Here is a 23,835-nt window from a genome sequence, read left to right on the forward strand (position 1 = left end):
AACTCCCCTGTATCCCGCGTGAGTCGTGGGGTTCACAAAGGTGCGCACGGCCGCTTCCTAAGAACATGTGACATGTGCCATTGTACTGACGGCCGCAGTCGAGGTCGTGTGCATGTCAGGACGCCTCCGGGTCCGGGCTTCCGGGCCCCGAGGGCCGTGCTCCTCCGGCACGGCTCCGACCGCGCGCCATCCCCCACTCGCCGTGCGACGCGTCGCACGGCACCACACCGCTGGGAGGCGGCACGTGAGGAACCGAACGGTTCGACAGAGATTCACCGCACTCTCCACCGCGGCCCTGGCCGCATGCCTGGGCATCGGACTGCTCGTGGCCCCGGCCGGGGCCGCCGAGCCCCGGCCGGCGTCCCCGGTCTCGGCGCGGGCCGGCGCCGGAGCACCCGAGGCAGGCGGCCCCGCCGCACGCTCCGCCGGAGCCCCCGTCCGGGACGCCGGCCATCTGGCCGCAGACACCGCGAGCCCCGCCGACCGCCCGCCGCTCGCCGCGTCCAAGGACGCCCTGCGCCGCGACTACGACGCCCCGGACGACGCCGAGCCGAGCCACCCGGCCCCCTCGATGGGGGCCGAGGCCCGCACCGGGGCGAAGGCCGCCGGAACAGCCCCGGCCGCCGCGTGCTCCGTCGCCGACTTCACCAGCCGCACGGGCAGCGCGCTCGTCCAGCAGATCCGCTCCTCGACGACCGACTGCGTCAACACGCTGTTCTCGGTCAAGGGGAACGACGGCTACCTCGCCTTCCGCGAGGCCCAGATGGTGGCCGTCGCCGACGCCATGCGCGACGGATCGGCCGCCTACCCCGGCGACAGCAGCACCGGAATGCCCCAACTGGTGCTCTACCTCCGGGCGGGCTACTACGTGCAGTACTACGACCCCGGAACGGTCGGCGGCTACGGACCGGCCCTGCGCACCGCGATCCGGGGCGCGCTGGACGCCTTCTTCGCCTCCGCGCACTCCCGCGACGTCACCGACGCCAACGGTGAGACCCTGTCCGAGGCGGTCGTCCTCATCGACAGCGCGGAACAGAACGCCCGCTACCTGTACGTCGTCAAACGGCTGCTCGCCGACTACACCAGCGCGTACGACAGCTCCTGGTACATGCTCAACGCCGTCAACAGCGTCTACACCGTGACCTTCCGGGGCCACCAGCTCCCCGAGTTCATCAGCGCCGTCGAGGCCGACCCGAGTCTGCTCGACGCGCTCGCCGGATTCGCCCGCGACCACCTCGCCCTGCTCGGCACGGACCGCTCGTACCTGACCTCCAACGCCGGACGGGAGCTCGGCCGCTTCCTCCAGGAGGCGTCCCTGCGCCCCAAGGCCCGCCCGCTCGTCATCGACCTCCTCGGCCGCACCTCGATCACCGGGCCGACCGCGCCGCTCTGGGTCGGACTCGCCGAGATGACCGACTACTACGACCGGGCGGACTGTGCCGCGTACGGCACCTGCGACCTGGCCGCCCGGCTGAAGTCGGCCGTCCTGCCGGTCTCGTACACGTGCGGTAACAGCATCCGCATCCTCGCGCAGCAGATGTCGTCGGCCGACCTCACCACGGCGTGCACCAGCCTCAAGGGCCAGGACGCCTACTTCCACGGCATCGCGAGGGACAGCGGGCCCGTCGCCGGGGACCTCAACAGCACCATCGAGGTGATCGTCTTCGATTCCAGCACCGACTACCAGACCTACGCCGGAGCGATCTACGGGATCGACACCAACAACGGCGGGATGTACCTGGAGGGCGATCCCTCGGCGGCCGGCAACCAGCCCCGGTTCATCGCCTACGAGGCCGAGTGGACCCGGCCCGACTTCCAGATCTGGAACCTCAACCACGAGTACACGCACTACCTGGACGGCCGGTTCGACATGGCCGGCGACTTCGAGGACAACATCACCACACCGACCATCTGGTGGGTCGAGGGCTTCGCGGAGTACGTCTCCTACTCCTACCGGGGCGTCACCTACGACGACGCCGTCGCCCGCGCGGCGGAGCACACCTACACCCTGCGGACCCTGTTCGACACCACCTACGAGAACGCCGACCAGACGCGCGTCTACAACTGGGGCTATCTGGCCGTGCGGTACATGCTCCAGTCGCACCGCGCCGACGTCGACGCCCTGCTGGCCCGCTACCGCGCCGGTGACTGGGCCGGGGCGCGCACCCTGCTCACCTCGACCATAGGCAGCCGCTACGACGCCGACTGGAACACCTGGCTCACGGCCTGCGCCGCCGGCACCTGCGGGGAGGGCACCGGACCCGGCCCGGACCCGACCGCGGAGTGCACCGCGAGCGACGGGCGTGAACTGGGTGAGAACTGCGCCCGCAGCGGACAGCGGGCCACCGAGGGCAACTACTCCTACCTGTACCTGTACGTGCCCGCGGGCACCGAGCGGCTCACCGTCACCACCAGTGGCGGCACGGGCGACGCCGATCTCTACTACAGCGCGAAGGGCTGGGCCACCACCGGTTCGTACACGGCCCGCGCCACCGGCGCCGGGACCTCCCACACGCTGACGATCGACCGCCCGGCGGCGGGCGCCCACTACATCAGTCTGTACGCCGTCCGGGACTTCGCCGACGTGAAGGTGGCGACCCGGTACTGATCCCGGTGCGGAGACGGGCCACGGGCCACGGGTGCGGTCGCGCACCCGTGGCCCTGAGGTCCGTGCCGCAGGTGGGGGGTCGGGCTGCGGCACGGATGGGGGGAAGCGGCCTCAGCAGTCGAAGTCGACGAGGTCGAAGGTCGCGTAGTGGTCCGAGGTGTAGTAGTCCTCCTCGTACGCCTCACCCGTGACGATGCGCCGGGCGCCCCGGGTCGGGGAGCCGGGGGTGATCACGGTGTACTCGTGGTAGTAGCCGGTGCTCCGGCCGGGCAGGACGCCTTCGCGGTTCTGGAAGACCGTGCCGTCCTGGGAGTAGGGGAACGGGCCGCCCGCCTCGATGAGGTCGAGCGTGTCGTGCGCCTGGGAGGGCAGGTCCGAGGAGCAGATGCTGCCGACCGAGGCGAGGGAGGCGACGGAGACGGGGGTCGGGGTGGGGGAGGCGGTCGCGGTCGTCGTGACCGGGCCGCCGACGAGGAGGGCGGACAGAAGGGCGGCCGCGCCGCCGAGCGTGGTGATCCGTGGGGGGATGCGCATGCCCACCATGATGACGCGCGTAGATGCCGCTCCGTCAACGCCAAGTCGAGTGAATTTCCCGGAAGTTAACCGGAACGGGGGACAGCCTCGGTCATGGGTGTGTCCGAGCGGAACAGATGGGGGAGGTTTCGCACGGATTGATGAACGCGGACGCGTGACAGCGCGTAGGCGGGGCATGCATGGCGTGAGGAAGACCGAGCGGAGGGGGACGATTCGCTGTGTGGGCGGGGGAGACGATGGAGCGTCAGGAATTGGCCCGATTGCATCGCAGAGTCGGCCGTGCCGATTTGGCGGCCGTGGCCGAAGTGCGCGGAGCCGTAAGGGAATTACTGCGATATCGCTGGAAGGAGGAGCCCGCTCAGGTGGCCGAGCTGCTGCTGAGCGAGCTGGTCACCAACGCGCTCGTCCACACGGACGAGGGAGCGGTCGTCGCCGTCAGTGTGGCACCGCGCAGACTCCGTGTGGAGGTCCGGGACTTCGTCCCCGGGATGCCCGAATCGCACGTACCGGACGCCGACGACGGTACGCACGGGCGGGGCCTGGTCCTGGTGGAGAGTCTCGCGGACTCCTGGGGCGTCAGCACCCGTGGTCCCGGCAAGGTCGTCTGGTTCGAACTGGACGGCGAACGGCCCTGACGGTCCACGGGACCGTCAGGGCCGTTTCCGCCGGACGGAGTCCGGACCGGTGGTTCAGCCGAACTGCTGCTCCAGGTCCTTCAGCTTCCGCTCCAGCGAGTCGAGCCGGGGCAGGGCCTGGGTGTCGTCCTCGGCGGTGAGGTCCACCGTCCGGGGATCACTCCCGCTCAGCTCCGGCATGTCCCGTGACTGCGGGCCGTTCACGGCCTGCAGGGACGGCCGGGGCCTCAGCGGGAGCTGACCGGCTTCCGATATGGCGGGCTCCGCGACGGACTGCGCGGAGGGCGCCGCCGGGGCGATGGCCTGCACATCCACCGGGGCGGGGGCGCGGCCGATGCGGGTCCAGGCGCGGTTCTGCCGGTTCAGGGCCTTGATGTGCGCCCGGTCCAGCTTCTCCTGGTCCCGTCTGCGGAGACGGTTCTGCTCTTTCTCCCTGCGGTCCTCGCGCACCTCGTCGACCGCCTCGTCCAGGGTGCGGACGCCCTCGAGGAGCATCAGCGACCAGGCGCCGTAGGTCTCCCGGGGAGCACGCAGCCAGCGGACGATACGGATCTGCGGCAGCGGGCGGGGCACCAGGCCCTGCTCGCGCAGCGCCGCGCGACGCGTCTGCTTCAGCGCGCGGTCGAACAGCACCGCCGCCGAGAGCGACATCCCCGCGAAGAACTGCGGGGCGCCGGCGTGACTCAGACCGCGCGGCGCGTGCACCCAGTTGAACCAGGCCGCCGCCCCGGCGAAGGTCCACACCAGCAGGCGCGAGCCCAGGGCCGCGTCACCGTGGCTGGCCTCGCGCACGGCGAGCACCGAGCAGAACATGGCGGCCCCGTCGAGCCCGAAGGGCACCAGGTACTCCCAGCCCCCGGAGAGGCTGAGGTTTTGCCGGCCGAAGCCGACGAGGCCGTGGAAGGAGAGTGCCGCGGCGACCGCGGCACAGCAGAACAGCAGGACGTAGGAGGCGGTGGCGAACAGCGCCTCCTTGCGTCTGCGCCGTTCCTCGCTGCGCTCCCACGAGTCGTCGGCGGCGGATGTGTCAGAGGCGCGCTTGCCGCGCGCGACCACCGTCGCCGCCGCCATGACTCCCGCCAGCAGCACGACGGCCGGCAGCAGCCAGTCAAGCGATATGTCGGTCAGTCTCATGCGCGGTCCCTTGTGTCACGTCAGCGTTTCGGACGCCATCGTGCCGGGGAATTCCACGCTTCCAGGCGGTTTCGGTGCAAGAGAACGCCAATGGGGTGGCGGAGTCGTGGGATATTCACGATCTGGTCGAATGCCCGTGCGGAGAAAGCGAGTTGAGTTCGAATCGCGCCACCCCGGAGAGCGGTGCGATCAGCGGGCCGGCATCAGCCTGCGGACCCGTTCCGCGTCACAGGTGCGCGGACAGGTGACACAGGTGTCCTCGGGCCGCAGCGTGTAGAACATGCAGCAGCTCGCCCGGTCCCGGGTCGGCAGCGACTCCCCGCCGGGTCCGGTCAGTTCACGGAAGCCCGGCGTGCCGACGTACGGCTTCGCGGTGCCCGGCAGCAGCGCCTCCAGCTCGGCCATCGCGCGCGACTCCTCGCCGAGCAGGGCGCCGATGTACCAGAGCCCCTCGACGACCTCGTCCGTCGCCATGCCCCACAGCGCCCGGCGCCCGCGCCGCATCCGCGACCGGAACCCTTCGAGCACCGGATCCAGGTGCTCGGCCACGGCCGACAGGACCTCGGCGCGCAGCGCGGCCTCGTCGGCCACCACCCGGGCGCCCGGCAGCCCGGCCGCCGGATCGTCCGACAGGCAGGCGAACTCCGTGACACGGACGGCCAGATGGCCCAGCGCCCGCTGGAAGGCCACGTCCTCGACGGGGATCCTCGGCACCCGGCGGTGCAGGAACCACGGCACCGTCACCAGCAGACAGGCCGGCCACGCGTACCGGTGCAGTCCGAATCCGGCCACCACGTCCGGCCGGGCCCGCTCCCCGTAGTCCCGCATCACCTGTTCGTCGTCCCAGACGAGGAAGGCGTCGAGCGCGTCGCCCCCGGCCGCGAGCTCGTGCGCCCCCACCCATCCGGCGCCGTCGGGAAAGGGGGCGCCGGCCGGCAGGGCCTCGGCGCGCAGCCCCGGAAAGACCTCGGCCAGCCGCGCGTACGCGTCCGTCACCGCCGAGGCCGTCGAACCGGGGGCAAGCGTGGGAAGGGTCATGCAGGGACCACCGAATCGCGATCGTTTGCAGGTAAGCCTTACCTTACCCGACGCGATGGATGTGTGAACTCCGGGCCCTTGCGCCTATCGTGCACAAGGGGCCCGGTGTGCGCGAGCCGTGCCCGTGAAGGCCGAGGGAGGTACCCGTGGAGCAGGGCAGAGCGCGTGAGGACGCGTGGACGCCGTACGCGTCCCCCGCCCCCATGACCGCGTCCTCGTCCGTCCGGGTGCCCGAACAGGCCCGGGGCGAGCACACCCACGGCGAGCCGCCCGACCCCCCGGCCGCGGTGCGCCGGCACTCCGTGCGCGGCCAGATCCTGGACGCGCTGCGGGCCGCCCTCGTCGACGGCGAGCTGGTCCCCGGCCAGGTCTACTCCGCCCCGGCGCTCGGCGCCCGCTTCGGCGTCTCCGCCACCCCCGTGCGCGAGGCCATGCAGCAGCTCGCCGTCGAGGGGGCCGTCGAGGTCGTGCCGAACCGGGGCTTCCGGGTCGCCGAGCGCGGGCCGGGGGAGCTGGCGGAGCTGGCCGAGGTGCGCGCCCTGATCGAGGTGCCCGTGATGCTGCGGCTCGCCCGCACCGTGCCCCCGGCCGCCTGGTGCGCGCTGCGCCCGCTGGCCGATGCCACGGTCGCCGCCGCGGCCGTCGGGGACCGCGCGAGCTACGCGGAGGCCGACCGCGCCTTCCACGGGGCGGTGCTCGCCCTGGCCGGGAACACCCAGCTGGTCATGGTCGCCGACGATCTGCACCGCCGCTCCCAGTGGCCGCTGGAGGGCAACCCCACCACCCGCCGCGCCGATCTGCTCGCCGACGCCGCCGAGCACACCGCCCTCCTGGACGCGCTGATCGCCCAGGACGTGGCCGTGGTGCAGTCGCTGGTGCGGGAGCACTTCGCGGGCGCCGACCGCTGACCCGGCCGGGCCGCCGCCCGGCCGGCGGCCCCGGGCGGACTCAGTTCGCCTCGGCCGTCGCCGGGTCCGGGGGGTCCAGATGCGGGGCCAGCCAGGTCGGCACGCCGCCCAGCAGCCGGAACAGCCGCCCCGCCTCGGCGCGCAGCCGGGCCGCCTCCTCCGGTTCGGGCTCCGCGTCGGCCATGGCGATGAGGGCCGGGGCCGTACCGACCAGATAGCCCAGCTCCTCCCTTATCCGCAACGACTCCGCGAAGCCGTGCCGGGCCTCCGCCAACTCGCCCTCGCGCAGGGCGATCAGAGCCAGATGGCGCCATGTGGAGGAGAGCAGCAGCGCGTCGCCCTGGGCGGTCGCCCCGGCGTGCGCCCTGCGGTACGCGGCGCGGGCGGCCTGCGGCGAATCGGCGATGTTCTGGGCGATCAGCCCCCGGCGGAAGTCCAGCAGCGGACGGGCGGGAGCGGAGGGGGAGAGCAGGGCTGCGGCCCGGCCGAGCGCCACCCGGGCCTCGTCCGCGCGGTCGCGCACCCCGAGGAGCGTGGAGGCGTACGCCAGATGACCGCGTTCGCAGGCCGCCGCCCCGCGTTCGGCGTCGTCGTGGGCCATGGCCTCGGCGGTGCGCAGCGCGTCCTCGGCCTCGGTCCAGCCCTGCCCGGTGTACAGGCAGCGCTCGGTCAGCAGCGACGTGCGCTGGAGGGCCGCTGCCGGGTCGGTGGCGGCGTCGTGGGCGAGCAGGGCGGCGGCGTCCGTCCAACAGGCGCGCGACCGCAACCGCCATACCGCTGTCTGGAGCGGCGGATCGTCATCTGCTGTCGTTCCGGAACCAGACATGGCGGTATGCGCCACATTGCCCTCCCCGAGCGCGCCATCGAGCTGTGGAGAGCGTCCGGACCCCCGCGGGGGCGGACACTCGGAGTCTGGCCGCATCACAGCACGGATTGGCACGCCGGGCCAAGAGGTCGAGTCAAGGATAGGTGAAACTTTTCACAATCGACCGGGTGTGAGCGGGACCCGGCGCGGGCCCGGGGCCTCAGCTCATGCGCAGGGCGAGGAAGAAATCGAGCTTGTCCTCCAGCCGCGAAAGGTCACGACCCGTCAACTGCTCGATTCGCCCGACCCGGTAGCGCAACGTGTTGACGTGCAGGTGCAGCCGGGACGCGCAGCGGGTCCACGATCCGTCGCAGTCCAGGAACGCCTCCAGCGTCGGGATCAGCTCCGCGCGGTGGCGCCGGTCGTAGTCGCGCAGCGGGTCGAGCAGACGTGCGGTGAACGCACGCCGCACGTCGTCGGGGACGAACGGCAGCAGCAGGACGTGCGAGGCCAGCTCGTGGTGGCCGGCCGCGCAGACCCGCCCCGGCCGGGCCGCCGCCACCCGGCGGGCGTGCCGGGCCTCCTCCAGGGCGCCGCGCAGCCCCTCCGGCGAGTGCACCGGGGCGCTGACGCCCAGGGTCAGCCGGCCGTCGTCCGCCAGCCCCGCGGCGAGCGGCGCCCGCACCGCGTCCAGCAGCGTGTCGGCGTGCAGCGCGGGGTCCTCCGGGTCCTCCCCGGCCACGGACCCCTCCGCGTCCGGCGCCGAGGCGGCCGGCAGCGGGACGAGGGCGACCGCCTCGTCACCCGTATGCGCGACGGCGATCCGGTCGGCGGAATCGGGGCCCGAGACCGCCGGGTCGATGAGGATCTCCTCCAGCAGGGCCTGCGCGGCCGGGCCGCCCGCGATCCCGGAACCGGAGCCGCCGGGCGCCCCGCGCTCGTCCCACTCCACCCGGGCCACGACCACCTGCCAGTGCGGCGCGGCGCCGAGCCCCGGCAGCAGCACCGGGGCGGCGACCCTCAGCCGGGCGGCGATCTCGGCGGGCGGCGCGCCCGCCTGGACCAGCTCGAGGACCTCCTGGGCCAGCCGGCGGCGCACGGTCCGGGCGGCGTCCCGCCGCTCCCGCTCCACCGCGATCAGCTGCGTGACGCCCTGGAGCAGATCGAGCCGGGCGGCCGGCCAGTCGGCCGCGTCGGCCTTCACGGCCAGCAGCCAGTCCGACAGGACCGACTCCCGGACGTCCCGGGAGGCCGGAGCGGCCCCCCGGCCGGCGTTCCGGATCGGGAACAGCGCGTACGTCGCCCCGCCGCTCACGGCCCGGTGCGGGGCGCGGCGGCCCGAGCGCACCGCGGCCAGATGCGCCCCCGCCAGCTCCGCGCCGACCGGGGCGGGCAGCGGCGCGCCCGCGCCCGCGATCCTCCGCCCCGTGGGCGAGAGCACCCAGGCCCGCAGGTCGAGATCGGAGCCGAGCAGATCGAGGACCGCCTCCGGGCCGCCGCCCGCCGGGCCCGACGTCATCAGCCGGCGGTGCCGGTCCACGACCGCCGCCAGGTCCCCGGCGCGCTCGCCCGACACCTGCCGCACCACATGCTCGGTGATCGTTGCGAACGCAACCGTCTCATGGACCGCGAAGAGCGGAAGCCGGTGCCGGCGACACGCCTCGACCAGATCCTCCGGGATGTCGCCCAGCTCCGCCTCGCCCGCCGCCAGACCGGCCACCCCGGCCGCCGTCAGGATCCGTACGAAGGGCTCCGCGTCCCCGGCGTCCCGGCGCCAGGCCAGCCCGGTCAGCACCAGCTCGCCGCCCGTGAGGTAGCGGCTCGGATCGCGCAGATCCGTGGTCATCACACCGCGGACCGAACGGTCCAGCTCGTCCTCGCCGCCGAGCAGCCGCAGGCCGAGGGCATCCGTCTCCAGCAGGGCGCGCAGCCGCATCTCGTCGCCGTTCTCTTTCGTTCGTGCGGGGAAGAACTGGGTATTGCCGCGAGGTAACGAGTCCCCGCCATTCGTTCGAATCTACAAGACGCGGGCGGAGACCAGCCAACTCCTTCATGGTTTCGGTGACTGCACCAGGTGGAGCAGGGCTTGTGTACTGGGCCGCACACCGCGTGAACAAGACATGAACAGGAACCGGGCCGGCCGTCCCCCAGCCCCAGCGAACGACCGATCGAGAAGAGAGCCACTCATGGACTTCCTTCGCCCCGCCAGCTGGGAGGAGGCGCTCGCCGCCAAGGCCGAGCACCCGACGGCTGTACCCATCGCGGGCGGCACCGATGTGATGGTCGAGATCAACTTCGACCACCGACGGCCCGAGCAGCTGCTCGACCTGAACCGCATCGGTGAGCTGACCGAGTGGGAGGTGGGCCCGGAGAGCGTACGCCTGGGCGCCTCGGTGCCGTACAGCAGCATCATGGACCACCTGCGGACCGAGCTGCCCGGACTGGCACTCGCCTCGCACACCGTCGCCTCGCCGCAGATCCGCAACCGGGGCGGCGTCGGCGGCAACCTGGGCACCGCCTCGCCCGCCGGCGACGCCCACCCCGCCCTGCTCGCCGCCGGCGCCGAGGTCGAGGCCGCGTCCGTCCGGGGCACCCGGATGATCCCCATCGACGCCTTCTACACCGGCGTCAAGCGCAACGCCCTGGAGCCCGACGAACTGATCCGGGCCGTCCACATCAAGAAGGCCGACGGGCCGCAGCAGTACTCCAAGGTCGGCACCCGCAACGCGATGGTCATCGCCGTCTGCGCCTTCGGCATCGCCCTGCACCCGGAGACCCGCACCGTCCGCACCGGCATCGGCTCCGCCGCCCCGACCCCCGTCAGGGCGAAGGAGGCCGAGGAATTCCTGAACGCCGCCCTGGAGGAGGGCGGATTCTGGGACAGCCGGGCGGTCATCACCCCCTCCGTCGCCACCCGGTTCGCCCAGCTCGCCGCAGGCGCCTGCAACCCGATCGACGACGTGCGCGGCACCGCGAGCTACCGCCGCCACGCCGTCGGGATCATGGCCCGCCGGACCCTCGGCTGGACCTGGGAGTCGTACCGCGGCAACGGCCGCAGCACCGAAGGAGCCGCCTGATCATGCGCGTCAATTTCACGGTCAACGGCCGCCCGCACGAGGCCGACGACGTCTGGGAGGGCGAGTCCCTGCTCTACGTCCTGCGCGAGCGGATGGGCCTGCCCGGCTCCAAGAACGCCTGCGAACAGGGCGAGTGCGGCTCCTGCACGGTCCGCCTCGACGGGGTGCCCGTCTGCTCCTGCCTGGTCGCCGCCGGCCAGGTCGAGGGCCGCGACGTCGTCACCGTCGAGGGACTGGCCGACTTCGCCGCCCACCGCGCCGAGGCCCACCCCGGCACCGGCTGCGCCTCCGGCGCCTGCGGCGTCACCGTCGACACCGCGCAGCGCTGGAAGGCCCGGCCCACCGCCGAGGAGACCCGCGACACCGGCCCGCTCTCCCCGATCCAGCAGGCATTCATCGACGCGGGCGCCGTCCAGTGCGGCTTCTGCACCCCCGGACTGCTGGTCGCCGCGGACGAACTGCTGGAACGCAACGCGGAGCCCTCCGACGCGGACATCCGCGAGGCGCTCTCCGGCAACCTCTGCCGCTGCACCGGCTACGAGAAGATCCTCGACGCGGTCCGCCTCGCGGCCGCCCGCGCGGAAGAGGCGGTCTAGACGATGGGCGTCACCGGAACCCCCACCCACATCAACCAGAGCACCCCCACCAAGGGCGGCATCGGCGAGTCCACGCTGCGCCCCGACGGCATCCTGAAGGTCACCGGGGAGTTCGCGTACTCCTCCGACATGTGGCACGAGGACATGCTCTGGGGCCACACGCTGCGCTCCACCGTCGCGCACGCCGAGATCCGCTCCATCGACGTCTCCGAGGCGCTCGCCACCTCCGGCGTCTACGCCGTGCTCACCTACGACGACCTGCCGGCCGAGGTGAAGAACTACGGTCTGGAGATCCAGGACACCCCCGTCCTCGCCCACGGCCGGGTCCGCCACCACGGCGAACCGGTCGCGCTGGTCGCCGCCGACCACCCGGAGACGGCCCGCCGCGCCGCCGCGAAGATCCGCGTCGACTACCGCGAACTGCCGGTCGTCACCGACGAGGCCTCCGCGACCGCGCCCGGCGCGCCCCTCATCCACGAGAACCGCGACGACCACCACATCGGGCACGTACCGCACCCCAACATCGTCCACCGCCAGCCCATCGTCCGCGGCGACGCCGAGGCCGCGAAGGCCCGCGCCGACGTGGTGATCAGCGGCGAGTACGTCTTCGGCATGCAGGACCAGGCATTCCTCGGCCCCGAGTCCGGCCTCGCGGTCCCCGCCGAGGACGGCGGCGTCGACCTCTACGTCGCCACCCAGTGGCTCCACTCCGACCTGCGCCAGATCGCCCCCGTCCTCGGCCTGCCCGAGGACAAGGTCCGCATGACGCTCTCCGGCGTCGGCGGCGCCTTCGGCGGCCGCGAGGACCTGTCGATGCAGATCCACGCCTGCCTCCTCGCACTGCGCACCGGCAAACCCGTCAAGATCGTCTACAACCGCTTCGAGTCCTTCTTCGGGCACGTCCACCGCCACCCCGCCACGCTCTGGTACGAGCACGGCGCCACCCGCGACGGCAAGCTCACCCACATGAAGTGCCGCATCGTGCTGGACGGCGGCGCCTACGCCTCCGCCTCCCCGGCCGTCGTCGGCAACGCCTCCTCGCTCTCCGTCGGCCCCTACGTCGTCGAGGACGTCGACATCGAGGCGATCGCCCTCTACACCAACAACCCGCCCTGCGGCGCCATGCGCGGCTTCGGCGCGGTCCAGGCCTGCTTCGCCTACGAGGCGCAGATGGACAAGGTCGCCGCCGCCCTCGGCATGGACCCGGTCGAGTTCCGGCAGCTCAACGCCATGGAACAGGGCTCCCTGCTGCCCACCGGCCAGCGGGTCGACTCGCCCGCCCCGGTCGCCGAACTGCTCCGCCGGGTCAAGGCCCGGCCGCTGCCGCCGGAGCGCCAGTGGGAGAGCGCGGGCGCCGGCCCCGACGTACGCGCCCTGCCCGGCGGACTCTCCAACACCACGCACGGCGAGGGCGTCGTGCGGGGCGTCGGCTACGCGGTCGGCCTGAAGAACGTCGGCTTCTCCGAGGGCTTCGACGACTACTCCACCGCCCGGGTGCGCATGGAGGTCGTCGGCGGCGAACCCGTCGCGACCGTCCACACCGCCATGGCCGAGGTCGGACAGGGCGGCGTCACCGTCCACGCCCAGATCGCCCGGACCGAACTCGGCGTCGCCCAGGTCACCATCCACCCGGCCGACACCCGGGTCGGCTCGGCCGGATCGACGTCCGCCTCCCGGCAGACCTACGTCACCGGCGGCGCCGTGAAGAACTCCTGCGAGGCCGTCCGGGAACGGGTCCTGGAGATGGGACGCCGCAAGTTCGGCACCTACCACCCGGCCTGGGCCACCGCCGAACTCCTCCTGGAGGGCGGCAAGGTGGTCACCGACGGCGGCGAGGTGCTGGCCGACCTCGTCGACGTCCTGGAGGACGAGGCGGTCGACATCGAGCTGGAGTGGCGCCACCGGCCCACCGAGCCCTTCGACCTGCGCACCGGCCAGGGCAACGGCCACGTCCAGTACTCCATCGCCGCCCACCGCGCCGTCGTCGAGGTCGACACCGAACTCGGCCTGGTCAAGGTCATCGAACTGGCCTGCGCCCAGGACGTCGGCAAGGCCCTCAACCCGCTGTCCGTCCTCGGCCAGATCCAGGGCGGCACCCTCCAGGGCATGGGCATCGCCGTCATGGAGGAGATCCTCGTCGACCCGGTGACCGCGAAGGTGCGCAACCCCTCCTTCACGGACTACCTCCTGCCCACCATCCTCGACACCCCGACCATCCCGGTCGATGTGCTCGAACTCGCCGACGAGCACGCCCCGTACGGGCTGCGCGGCATCGGCGAGGCCCCCACCCTGTCGTCCACGCCGGCCGTCCTCGCGGCGATCCGGAACGCGACGGGGCTGGAGCTCAACCGGACCCCGGTCCGCCCGGAGCACCTCACCGGCACCTGACCGGAGCTCCCCACCACGCTCCGGGCGGTGCGCGCCCAGGGAACGTCACACCCTCCCCGCCGCACCGCCCGGAGTCACCGGCCCCGCACCGCTCGCGGGCCCCGGACCCGTCCCGCGGCGGCGTTCCGCCGCCGGCCGTACCCGTTCGACACCACGTCGCACCGTTCGCCTCGGGCCGTCCCCCGGGTCGTGCAGCCAGCGCAGTCATCCCAAATCCCGCATATCGATTCGTCATCGCGGGTGCCCCTGTGAACCTTGGGAGTCAGGCATCATGACCCAGCAGTCAGTGGAACCGAAGACCGGCGCGAAGGAGGCGGGCCGCGGCTCGCGCGTCCCCGCCGGAAGATCATGGCTCGACCGGTACTTCCACATATCCGAGCGCGGATCGACCGTCGCCACCGAAGTGCGCGGCGGTGTCACCACCTTCATGGCGATGGCATACATCCTGCTGCTCAACCCGCTCATCCTCGGCGGCAAGGACGTCGACGGAAACGTTCTCAGCCAGCCCGGACTGATCACCGCCACCGCGCTCGCCGCCGCCGCGACCACCCTGCTGATGGGCTTCGTCGGCAAGGTCCCGCTCGCGCTCGCCGCCGGGCTCAGCGTCTCCGGCGTGCTGTCCTCGCAGGTCGCCCCGGAGATGACCTGGCCGCAGGCCATGGGCATGTGCGTGATGTACGGCGTGGTGATCTGCCTCCTGGTGGTCACCGGCCTGCGCGAGCTGATCATGAACGCGATCCCGCTGCCGCTCAAGCACGGCATCACCATGGGCATCGGTCTGTTCATCGCCCTCATCGGCCTCTACAAGGCCGGCTTCGTGGGCAAGGGCACCGCCACCCCGGTCTCCCTCGGCCCGACCGGTGAACTCGCCGGCTGGCCCGTCCTCGTCTTCGCGGTGACCCTGCTCCTCATTTTCATGCTCCAGGCCCGCAACATCCCCGGCGCGATCCTCATCGGGATCGTCGTCGGCACGGTCGTCGCCGTCGTCGTCAACAAGGCCGCCGACGTCGACCCGAAGATCTGGAGCAGCGGCCCGCCCGAGCTGAGCGGATCGGCCGTCTCCACACCGGACTTCTCCCTCTTCGGCGACGTCGAGTTCGGCGGCTGGGGCGACGTCGGTGCGATGACCGTCGGCTTCATCGTCTTCACCCTGGTGCTGGCCGGCTTCTTCGACGCGATGGCCACCATCATCGGGGTCGGCACGGAGGCGGGCCTCGCGGACGACCGGGGCCGCATGCCCGGCCTGTCCAAGGCGCTGTTCATCGACGGCGCGGGCGGGGCGATCGGCGGCGTCGCCGGCGGCTCCGGCCAGACGGTCTTCGTCGAATCCGCCACCGGCGTCGGGGAGGGCGCCCGGACCGGGCTGGCCTCCGCCGTCACCGGGCTCCTCTTCGCCGCCTGCCTCTTCTTCACCCCGCTCACCGCGATCGTGCCGGCCGAGGTGGCCTCCGCCGCCCTCGTCGTCATCGGTGCCATGATGATGCAGAACGCCCGGCACGTGGACTGGAGCGACCGCTCGGTGGCCGTCCCGGTCTTCCTGACCGTGGTCCTGATGCCCTTCACGTACACCATCACCACCGGGGTCGCGGCCGGCGTCATCTCGTACGTCGCCATCAAGGCGGCCCAGGGCCGGGCCCGCGAGGTCGGCGCCTTCATGTGGGGACTGACGGTGATCTTCGTCGTCTACTTCGCCCTGCACCCGATCGAGAGCTGGCTGGGCGTCAGCTGACCTTCCCCGTACGCCGCTTCCCCCACCGTCCGCCAAGGAGACCGAGATGCTGGACATCGCCGAGGAACTCGACCGATGGACCGCGCAGGGCCGCGACTTCGCCGTGGCCACCGTCGTCGCCGTCGGCGGCAGCGCACCCCGGCAGCCCGGGGCCGCGCTCGCCGTCGACCGCGACGGCACCGCGATCGGCTCGGTCTCCGGCGGCTGCGTGGAGGGCGCGGTCTACGAGCTGTGCCGGCAGGCGCTCGACGACGGCACCCCCGTCCGCGAACGCTTCGGCTACAGCGACGAGGACGCCTTCGCCGTGGGACTGACCTGCGGCGGCGTCATCGACATCCTGGTGACACCGGTACGGGCGGACGACCCCGCCCGCCCGGTGTTCGCCGCCGCTTTCGCCGCCGCGGCGCGGGGGGAGGCGGCGGCCCTCGCCCGGATCACCGACGGCCCCGCCGAACTGCTCGGCCGGCCGCTGCTCGTCCGGCCGGACGGCGGGGCGGAGGGCGGTCTCGGCGGCCATCCGGAGCTGGACCGCACCGCCGCCGCCGAGACCCGGGCCCTGCTCGACGCCGGACGCACCGCCACCCTCACCATCGGCGCGGACGGCTCCCGCTGCGGCCGGCCGCTCACCCTGCTCGTCGAGTCCAGCGTCCCGCCGCCCCGGATGATCGTGTTCGGGGCCATCGACTTCGCCGCCGCCCTGGTGCGGGCCGGGAAGTTCCTCGGCTACCACGTCACGGTGTGCGACGCCCGGCCCGTCTTCGCGACCCGGGCCCGCTTCCCGGAGGCCGACGAACTCGTCGTCGCCTGGCCGCACCGCTTTCTCGCCGCGACCGGGGTGGACGCGCGCACCGTGCTCTGCGTCCTCACCCACGACGCCAAGTTCGACATCCCGCTGCTGGAGACCGCGCTCAGGATGCCGGTCGCCTACATCGGCGCGATGGGCTCGCGCCGCACCCATCTCGACCGCGAGGACCGGCTGCGCCGAGCCGGGGTGACGGAAGCGGAACTCGCCCGCCTCCACTCACCGATCGGCCTCGACCTCGGCGCCCGGACCCCCGAGGAGACCGCCCTGTCCATCGCCGCCGAGATCGTCGCCGAGCGGCGCGGCGGCAGCGGACGCCCGCTCACCGGCGCGCACACCCCGATCCACCCCGACCCGGCCCCCGCCGGACGGCTCGGCTCCGCCGCTTGAGACCGCGTCCGGGACCTTCCGGAACAGGCGGTTGTCCGCCGCGGCGGTTTTCCGCCAGCCGCGGGCACTGACGAACCGGTGCGGCAACCGGTAGATCAGCAGCATGACTTCCACACCCTCCACAGCCGGCGGCCGGGCGAGACCCGTCCCCGCCCGGCGCCGCGCCCTTCTGACCGCGACCGCGGTCGCCCTGACGAGTGGGGCGCTGCTCCCCGTCACCGGCACCGCCACCGCGGCCACCGGACCGGCCGCCGCTCCCGGCCGGGCCGCCGCCGAGGTGCGCACGTACGACATCACCCTGGTCACCGGCGACGTGGTGCACGTCTCCGACGGGGCCGGCCGGCAGGACACCGTCACCGTGGACCGCCCGGACGGCGCGCCGGGCGGGGTCCACGTCCAGCAGGCCGGGGACGAGCTGTACGTCCTGCCCGACGAGGCCGCCGGACTGATCGCCGCCGGCCGGCTGGACCGCCGCCTCTTCAACATCACCGCCCTCGCGAAGATGGGCTACGACGACGCGCACAGCGGCGGCATACCCCTGATCGCCACCTACCCGGCGGGCAAGGCCCGCGCGCTGCCCGCCGCCCCGCGCGGCAGCCGGACCGTGCGGACGCTCGCCTCCATCCACGGCGCCGCCCTGAAGGCCGGCAAGGACACCGTCCGCACCTTCTGGGACGACATCGCGGCCACCCCGAAGGCCCGTTCGCTGGACAACGGCATCGCCAAGCTCTGGCTCGACGGCCGTGTCGAGGCGGCGCTGAAGGACTCCGTCCCGCAGATCAACGCCCCGCAGGCATGGGCCGAGGGCTACGACGGCAAGGGCGTCAAGGTCGCCGTCCTGGACACCGGCATCGACGCCGACCACCCGGACGTCAAGGACCGCATCCTGGAGACGAAGAGCTTCGTCCCCGGCGAGGAGGTCGACGACAAGCACGGCCACGGCACGCACGTCGCCTCCACCGTCGCGGGCTCGGGCGCCGCCTCCGAGGGCGTCAACAAGGGCGTGGCCCCGGCCGCCGGACTGCTCATCGGCAAGGTGCTGAGCGACGAGGGGTCGGGCGCCGACTCGGGCATCATCGAGGCGATGGAGTGGGCGAAGGCCGAGGGCGCCGACGTCGTCTCCATGAGCCTCGGCTCGGACGTCCCCGACGACGGCACCGATCCGATGGCCCAGGCCGTCAACACCCTCTCCGCGGACGGGGGCCCGCTCTTCGTCGTCGCCGCCGGCAACGCCTACGGCGCCGGCACCATCGGCTCGCCCGGCTCCGCCGACCGGGCGCTGACCGTCGCCGCCGTCGACAAGCAGGACGGCCGGGCCGACTTCTCCTCCATGGGCCCGCTGGTCCGTTCCTACGGCCTCAAGCCGGACCTCTCCGCCCCCGGCGTCGACATCAACGCCGCCGCCTCGCAGTCGGTCCCCGGCATCGAGGGCATGTACCAGTCGATGTCCGGTACGTCGATGGCGACCCCGCACGTCGCCGGCGCCGCCGCCATCCTCAAGCAGCGCCACCCCGACTGGTCCGGACAGCGCCTCAAGGACGCGCTGATGACCTCGTCGAAGCTGCTGCCCGACCACACCCCGTACGAGCAGGGCACCGGCCGGCTCGATGTGAAGGCCGCGGTCGACACCCGGATCGAGGCCACCGGCTCCGTGCCGGTCGCCGCCTACGACTGGCCGCACAGCCCCTCGGACCCGGTCGCCGAACGGACCCTCACCTACCGCAACACCGGCACCGAGGACGTGACCCTCGACCTGTCGACGGACGGGGACGCGGACGCGTACACCCTGTCGGCGCGGCGGCTCACCGTCCCGGCCGGCGCGACCGCCGAGGCGGTGCTCTCGCTGGACCCGACGAAGGTCGCGGTGAACACCACGTACTCCGGACAGGTCCTCGCCAAGGACGCCTCCGGCGCGGTCGTCGCGCACACCGGCTTCGCGCTGAACAAGGAGCAGGAGCTCTACGACCTGACGCTGCGGCTGCGCGACCGCGCGGGCGAGCCGATGGACGGGACCGTGGTCCTCGCGGCCCTCGGCGACCCGAACCTGACGCCCGTCGCGGTTCCCGGCGACACCACGCTCCGGCTGCCCCCGGGCACGTACACCGCCTGGTCCGCCGCCGACATCAAGGGCGACACCGCCGACTCGAAGGCGCTCGCCTTCCTCGCCGCCCCCGAGATCGTCCTCGACAAGCCCTCCACCGTGACCCTCGACGCCTCCCGGGCGCACAAGGTCGAGGTGCGGACGCCGAAGGAGACGGAGACCCGGCAGCTGCGCTACGACATGGCGCGCACCGCCCCGGACGGGACCGTCCAGCGCGACGCATACCAGATCCCGCTGACGTACGACCAGCTGTGGGCGAGCCCGACCGAGAAGGTCACCCAGGGCGGTTTCTCCTTCCTGACGCGCTGGCGGCAGGGCGAGAAGCTGGTCGACCTGACGGCCGGCGGCCGTGACGTGGACGTGGCCGTGCAGGGCGGCTCGCCGGTCGCCGAGGACCGGCGCCAGAAGCTCGCCACCGTCTTCGCCGGCGAGGGCGCGCCCGCCGACTACAAGGGCCTGGACGCGCGGGGCAAGGCCGTCGTGATCCGCAGCGGTGACGCGGTGGCCCCCGCCGACCGGGCGGCCGCCGCGATCGCGGCCGGCGCCGAGGCGCTGTTCGTCGTCAACTCCGGTGACGGCGTGCTGATGGAGTCCTACGCCGACTACGGCACCACGCTCCCGATCCCGGTGGCCTCCGTGCGCCGGCTGGCGGGCGAGGACCTGGTGAAGCAGGCGCGGCGCGGCGCGAAGGTGACCGTCGTCCAGCGGAAGTTCGCCCAGTACGTGTACGACCTGGTCGACCGCCACGACGGCACCGTCCCGGACCGCTCGCTCGCCTTCGCCCCGTCCGCCCGTGACCTGGCCGAGGTGGAGAACACCTTCTACGGCCACCGGGACGTCGTCGGCGGCGGCTACCGCTACGACATCCCCGACTACGGCTACGGGATCGGCTTCGCCGAGTACGAGAAGTACCCGGCCACCCGCACCGAGTGGGTCACGCCGCTGCCGGGCGCCTCGTTCTGGTACGAGGACCACTCGGTCTACAACGAGACCGGCACCGACATCTCGCTGGAGCAGCGCGGTGGCGACCTGGACTACACGGCGGGCCGCACCTACCGCGCCGACTGGTTCGCCCCGGTCGCCCGGCCGCGTCTGGGCACCGGCTACTGGGGGCCGAGCCGTTCGCAGTACGGCGACATCCAGTACAACGTCGCGCCGTGGTCGGACGGCGGCGCCGGTCACTCGGGCGCCATGCCGGACAAGGAGTACGACACCGGCACGGCCGCGCTCTACCAGGGCGACACGCTGCTCGACCAGGTCCCGGGGCGGGCGGGCTACGCGGGCGGCCTCGCCCCCGAGAAGCTGCCCTACCGGCTGGTCCTGGACGCCTCGCGCGACGCGGACACCTGGAAGACCTCGGTGCGCACCCACACGGAGTGGGCGTTCGAGTCGGGCGCGCCGGACGCCGACGGCCCGTTCCAGGTCGACATCCCGATGCTCCAGCTGGACTACGACGTCGCGACCGGCCTCGCCGGGGACGTGAAGGCGGGCGGCTGGACCGAGATCGGTCTCTCGTCCACCACGCAGGAATGGCTGGAGGGCGCGGTGAAGGCCACGAAGGCCGGACTGTCGGTGAGTTACGACGACGGGAGGACCTGGAGCGCCGTGCAGCTGAGGAAGGACGGGGCCGGGTCCTGGACCGCCCGCTTCAAGACCCCGAAGAAGGGGGCCGGGGCCGTGTCGCTGAAGGCGCACGCGGAGGCCCCCGGCGGTCTCTCGGTGGACCAGGAGATCATCCGGGCCTTCGGCCTCAAGTGACCTGCTGAGGACCGTGTTCGAGGCGGTCGCGCACCCCGGGGGACCGGGGGCGCGACCGCCTTTCCCGTGCCCGGCGATGATCAAAGTTTGTCTGCTTTGCCCGTATATGGTGGGCGATAACGCCAGAAAGGGATTTTTTGCGGTGCGACGGAAGTTGCCACGGCGCCATCCGGAGGTTTATAAGAGGAGCGTGGCCGAGGCGATTCCGGGAATTCCGGGGATCCGCCGCCATGGAGGTTTCCCATGTTTCTCACTCCGTCCGACACGGAGAAATTGCTGCTGAGCGTCGCCGGAATGGTCGCCCGTGACCGCCGCGCGCGAGGCGTACGCCTCAACTACCCCGAGGCCACCGCCCTGCTCGCCTGCTGGGCGATGGAGCGGGCCCGCGAAGGGGCCCGGGTGGCCGACCTCATGACCGAGGGGCGTACCGTGCTCACCCGCTCCGACGTGCTCGAAGGCGTTCCGGAGATGCTGCACGACGTCCAGGTCGAGGCGACCTTCCCCGACGGGCGCAAGCTCGTCACGATCACCGCGCCGATCCCGTGATCCCCGGCGAGATCCGGCCTGCGGCCGGCACGGTCCAGCTCAATTCCGGACGCCCCGCCATTCGGCTCACCGTGGTGAATGACGGAGACCGTCCCATTCAGATCGGTTCGCATTTCCATTTCGCCGACGTGAATCCCGCGCTTTCCTTCGACCGGCACGCCGCGCGCGGATTCCGGCTGGACATTCCGTCCGGCACGTCGCTGCGCTTCGAACCCGGCGTCGGCGCCGAGGTCGCTCTCGTGGCGCTCGGCGGACGCGGTGCGGTGCCCGGCCTCGTCGTCCGCGCCGCGCACCCGGTCCGCACCCCCGAACAGGGACAGGAACAGGAAGCCGGACACCCGGTCCGCATCCCCGAACACGAACAGGAACAGGAGGCCGTGCGGTGTCCCAGCTGAGCCGTGCCGGTTACGCGGCGCTCTACGGGCCGACCACCGGCGACCGCGTCCGGCTGGCCGACACCGACCTCTGGATCGAGGTCGAGGAGGACCGCTGCGTCGGCGGCGACGAAGCCGTCTTCGGCGGCGGCAAGTCGATCCGCGAGTCCATGGCCCAGGCCACCACCTCGCGCGCCGACGGCGCCCTCGACCTGGTCATCACCAACGTCGTCGTCCTGGACCACTGGGGGATCGTCAAGACCGACGTCGGCGTCCGCTCCGGGCGCATCGTCGCCCTCGGCCGCTCCGGGAACCCCGACACCACCGACGGCGTCCATCCGGACCTGGTCATCGGACCCGGCACCGACGTGGTCTCCGGCGAGGGGCGCATCCTCACCGCCGGGGCCGTCGACACCCATGTCCACTTCCTCATGCCGGAGACCCTGCACGAGGCCCTGGCCACCGGCACCACCACCGTCATCGGCGGCGGCACCGGGGCCACGGAGGGTTCCAAGGCCACCACCGTCACCCCCGGCGCGTGGAACCTCGCGATGATGCACCGGGCGCTGGACTCCGTCCCGCTGAACGTCCTGCTCTTCGCCAAGGGGTCCACCGTCGGCGAGGAGGCGCTGCGCGAGGCGGCGTTCGCCGGCGCGGGCGGCTACAAGGTCCACGAGGACTGGGGTGCCACCCCCGCCGCCATCGACGCCGCGCTGAGGGCGGCCGACGCCTACGGGCTCCAGGTCGCGCTGCACGGCGACAGCCTCAACGAGGCCGGCTACGTCGAGGGGACCCTGGACGCCATCGCCGGCCGGGGCATCCACGTCTTCCACGCCGAGGGCGCCGGCGGCGGCCACGCGCCCGACATCATCACGGTCGCCTCCCACCCCCACATCCTTCCGGCGTCCACGAATCCGACGCTCCCGCACACCGTCAACACCGTCGACGAGCACCTCGACATGCTGATGGTCTGCCACCACCTCAACCCCCGCGTCCCCGAGGACCTGGCCTTCGCGGAGTCCCGGATCCGTGCCACCACCATCGCCGCCGAGGACGTGCTCCACGACATCGGCGCGCTCTCCATCACCTCCTCCGACGCCCAGGCCATGGGCCGCATCGGTGAGGTCGTCTGCCGCACCTGGCAGGTCGCCCATGTGATGAAGAACCGTTTCGGCGACCGGGGCAGCGTGCTGCCCGCCGACAACGAACGCGCCCGCCGCTACGTCGCCAAATACACGATCTGCCCCGCCGTCGCGCACGGCATCGACCATGTCGTGGGCTCCGTCGAACCGGGCAAGCTCGCCGACCTGGTCCTCTGGGACCCCGCCTTCTTCGGCATCCGCCCCGCCGCCGTCCTCAAGGGCGGCATGGTGGTCTACGCCCCGCTGGGCGACGCCAACGCGGCGATCCCCACGACCCAGCCCGTGCTGCTGCGCCCGACGGCGGCGGCCGGGGCCGCCCCGCACCTGTCCGTCAGCTTCGTCGCCCCGGCCGCCCTGGCCGACGGGCTGGCCGAACGCCTCGGACTCGTACGGGAGCTCGTCGCCGTACGCCCCACCCGCCACCTCACCAAGGCGGACCTGCCGAACAACACCGCGCTGCCCGTCATCGAGGTCGACCCGGAGACCTTCGCCATCCGCATCGACGGCGAACCGGTCGAACCCGCGCCCGTCACCGAACTGCCGCTCACCCAGCGGTACTCCCTGTTCTGATGGCCTCCCTGGCCGCACTCCTGCTGGGCGACGGCCGGCTCCCGGTCGGCGCGTACACCTACAGCGCCGGACTGGAGCCGGCCGTCGCGGCGGGGCTCACCCGCGACGACGTCCCCGCCCTGCTCACGGCCCGGCTGCGCACCACCGCCGTCACCGAGGCGGCCGCCGCCGTCCTGGCGCTGCGGGCGGCGGGGGAGGGGCGGCCGGACTACGGGCCGGTGCAACGGGCGCTGGCCGCCCGGACCCCGGTCGCCCCGCAGCGCGCCGCCTCGGCGGCGCTCGGCCGGGGGGTGCACCGGCTCGCCCGGCGCCTGGCCCCCGGCCATCCGGCCGTCACCGCGCTGTCCGCGCTGGAGGGCCGTCCGCTCAGGCCGGTCGCGCTCGGCGCGCTCGCCGCCGTACTCCCCGCGACCGAGGAGGAACTGGCGCACGCCGTCGTCTACGACGAGCTCCAGACCATCGCCTCGGCCGCGCTCAAGCTCCTGCCCGGCGACCCGCTCGACTCGGTCGCCTGGATCCTCGCCGCCGAACCCGAGGCGGCACGGGCGGCCGGCGCCGCCCTCGCCGTACGCGATCCGGGCCTGCTGCCCGCCCGTACGGCCCTGCTCACCGAACAGTGGGCACTCGACCACGCACGACGCGAACGGAGGCTCTTCCTTGCCTGACACGACCCCGCACCCCGACGCCGCACCCGCCCACC

The 23,835-nt window shown here is 72.8% G+C and carries 18 protein-coding genes; 13 read left to right on the forward strand and 5 right to left on the reverse strand.

The genetic code is table 11. From position 1 onward, the window contains the following. The first annotated feature begins 244 nt into the window (after positions 1 to 244). Positions 245 to 2,608 carry a M9 family metallopeptidase gene (locus ACWCXC_RS15170; RefSeq protein WP_450889036.1) on the forward strand — a complete coding sequence of 788 codons (2,364 nt, stop codon included), beginning with the start codon at positions 245 to 247 and terminating at the stop codon, positions 2,606 to 2,608. 111 nt (positions 2,609 to 2,719) lie between these two features. Here the strand turns inward: ACWCXC_RS15170 and ACWCXC_RS15175 are convergent, their stop codons facing one another. Next, entirely contained in the window at positions 2,720 to 3,142 is a 423-nt protein-coding gene (locus ACWCXC_RS15175) for a ribonuclease domain-containing protein (protein ID WP_450680450.1), read from the reverse strand. Between the two features lie 236 nt (positions 3,143 to 3,378). Here ACWCXC_RS15175 and ACWCXC_RS15180 point away from each other — a divergent pair, with 236 nt between their 5' ends. After that, the gene (locus tag ACWCXC_RS15180; RefSeq protein WP_450680449.1) at positions 3,379 to 3,777 is read left to right on the forward strand and encodes an ATP-binding protein; all 399 of its coding nucleotides are present in this window, start codon (positions 3,379 to 3,381) and stop codon (positions 3,775 to 3,777) included. A 54-nt stretch (positions 3,778 to 3,831) separates the two neighbouring features. Here the strand turns inward: ACWCXC_RS15180 and ACWCXC_RS15185 are convergent, their stop codons facing one another. Beyond that, a complete protein-coding gene (locus ACWCXC_RS15185; RefSeq protein WP_450889039.1) occupies positions 3,832 to 4,911 on the reverse strand; it encodes a DUF2637 domain-containing protein in 1,080 nt (359 codons plus the stop codon). Between the two features lie 189 nt (positions 4,912 to 5,100). Then, a complete protein-coding gene (locus tag ACWCXC_RS15190; RefSeq protein WP_450889041.1) occupies positions 5,101 to 5,949 on the reverse strand; it encodes a (2Fe-2S)-binding protein in 849 nt (282 codons plus the stop codon). 146 nt (positions 5,950 to 6,095) lie between these two features. Here ACWCXC_RS15190 and ACWCXC_RS15195 point away from each other — a divergent pair, with 146 nt between their 5' ends. After that, entirely contained in the window at positions 6,096 to 6,857 is a 762-nt protein-coding gene (locus ACWCXC_RS15195; protein WP_450889043.1) for a GntR family transcriptional regulator, read from the forward strand. Positions 6,858 to 6,897: 40 nt separating this feature from the next. Here ACWCXC_RS15195 and ACWCXC_RS15200 read toward each other — a convergent pair whose 3' ends face one another. Next, on the reverse strand, positions 6,898 to 7,683 hold the full coding sequence (locus tag ACWCXC_RS15200; protein WP_450680445.1) for a hypothetical protein: 786 nt from the start codon (positions 7,681 to 7,683) through the stop codon (positions 6,898 to 6,900). Between the two features lie 199 nt (positions 7,684 to 7,882). Next, on the reverse strand, positions 7,883 to 9,598 hold the full coding sequence (locus ACWCXC_RS15205) for a PucR family transcriptional regulator (RefSeq protein WP_450889045.1): 1,716 nt from the start codon (positions 9,596 to 9,598) through the stop codon (positions 7,883 to 7,885). Positions 9,599 to 9,848: 250 nt separating this feature from the next. On the opposite strand from ACWCXC_RS15205, the gene ACWCXC_RS15210 reads away from it, so the two are divergent. From ACWCXC_RS15210 to ACWCXC_RS15255, 10 genes are all read left to right on the forward strand, one after another. Then, positions 9,849 to 10,739, forward strand: coding sequence for an FAD binding domain-containing protein (locus tag ACWCXC_RS15210; protein ID WP_450680443.1), 891 nt, complete (start codon positions 9,849 to 9,851; stop codon positions 10,737 to 10,739). 2 nt (positions 10,740 to 10,741) lie between these two features. Next, on the forward strand, positions 10,742 to 11,335 hold the full coding sequence (locus ACWCXC_RS15215) for a (2Fe-2S)-binding protein (RefSeq protein WP_450680442.1): 594 nt from the start codon (positions 10,742 to 10,744) through the stop codon (positions 11,333 to 11,335). A gap of 3 nt (positions 11,336 to 11,338) precedes the next feature. Beyond that, positions 11,339 to 13,723 (forward strand): xanthine dehydrogenase family protein molybdopterin-binding subunit, encoded by a 2,385-nt coding sequence (locus tag ACWCXC_RS15220; RefSeq protein WP_450680441.1) that lies wholly within the window; start codon positions 11,339 to 11,341, stop codon positions 13,721 to 13,723. Positions 13,724 to 13,994: 271 nt separating this feature from the next. After that, complete coding sequence (locus tag ACWCXC_RS15225) at positions 13,995 to 15,452, forward strand: NCS2 family permease (protein WP_450889048.1); 1,458 nt, start codon at positions 13,995 to 13,997, stop codon at positions 15,450 to 15,452. Between the two features lie 46 nt (positions 15,453 to 15,498). Then, positions 15,499 to 16,644 carry an XdhC family protein gene (locus ACWCXC_RS15230; protein WP_450889050.1) on the forward strand — a complete coding sequence of 382 codons (1,146 nt, stop codon included), beginning with the start codon at positions 15,499 to 15,501 and terminating at the stop codon, positions 16,642 to 16,644. 103 nt (positions 16,645 to 16,747) lie between these two features. Continuing rightward, positions 16,748 to 20,503 (forward strand): S8 family serine peptidase, encoded by a 3,756-nt coding sequence (locus tag ACWCXC_RS15235; protein WP_450889052.1) that lies wholly within the window; start codon positions 16,748 to 16,750, stop codon positions 20,501 to 20,503. Positions 20,504 to 20,746: 243 nt separating this feature from the next. Next, positions 20,747 to 21,049, forward strand: a complete 303-nt coding sequence (locus tag ACWCXC_RS15240; RefSeq protein ID WP_239221042.1) for an urease subunit gamma — start codon at positions 20,747 to 20,749, stop codon at positions 21,047 to 21,049. Continuing rightward, a complete protein-coding gene (locus ACWCXC_RS15245; protein ID WP_450889055.1) occupies positions 21,046 to 21,444 on the forward strand; it encodes an urease subunit beta in 399 nt (132 codons plus the stop codon). Before ACWCXC_RS15240 ends, ACWCXC_RS15245 begins: the two co-directional genes overlap by 4 nt. Continuing rightward, entirely contained in the window at positions 21,432 to 23,135 is a 1,704-nt protein-coding gene (locus ACWCXC_RS15250; RefSeq protein ID WP_450680436.1) for an urease subunit alpha, read from the forward strand. The genes ACWCXC_RS15245 and ACWCXC_RS15250 overlap by 13 nt, the downstream gene beginning before the upstream one ends. Next, complete coding sequence (locus ACWCXC_RS15255) at positions 23,135 to 23,800, forward strand: urease accessory protein UreF (RefSeq protein ID WP_450889057.1); 666 nt, start codon at positions 23,135 to 23,137, stop codon at positions 23,798 to 23,800. The genes ACWCXC_RS15250 and ACWCXC_RS15255 overlap by 1 nt, the downstream gene beginning before the upstream one ends. The last annotated feature ends 35 nt before the right edge of the window (positions 23,801 to 23,835 follow it).

Source organism: Streptomyces sp. NPDC001515, assembly GCF_053597115.1.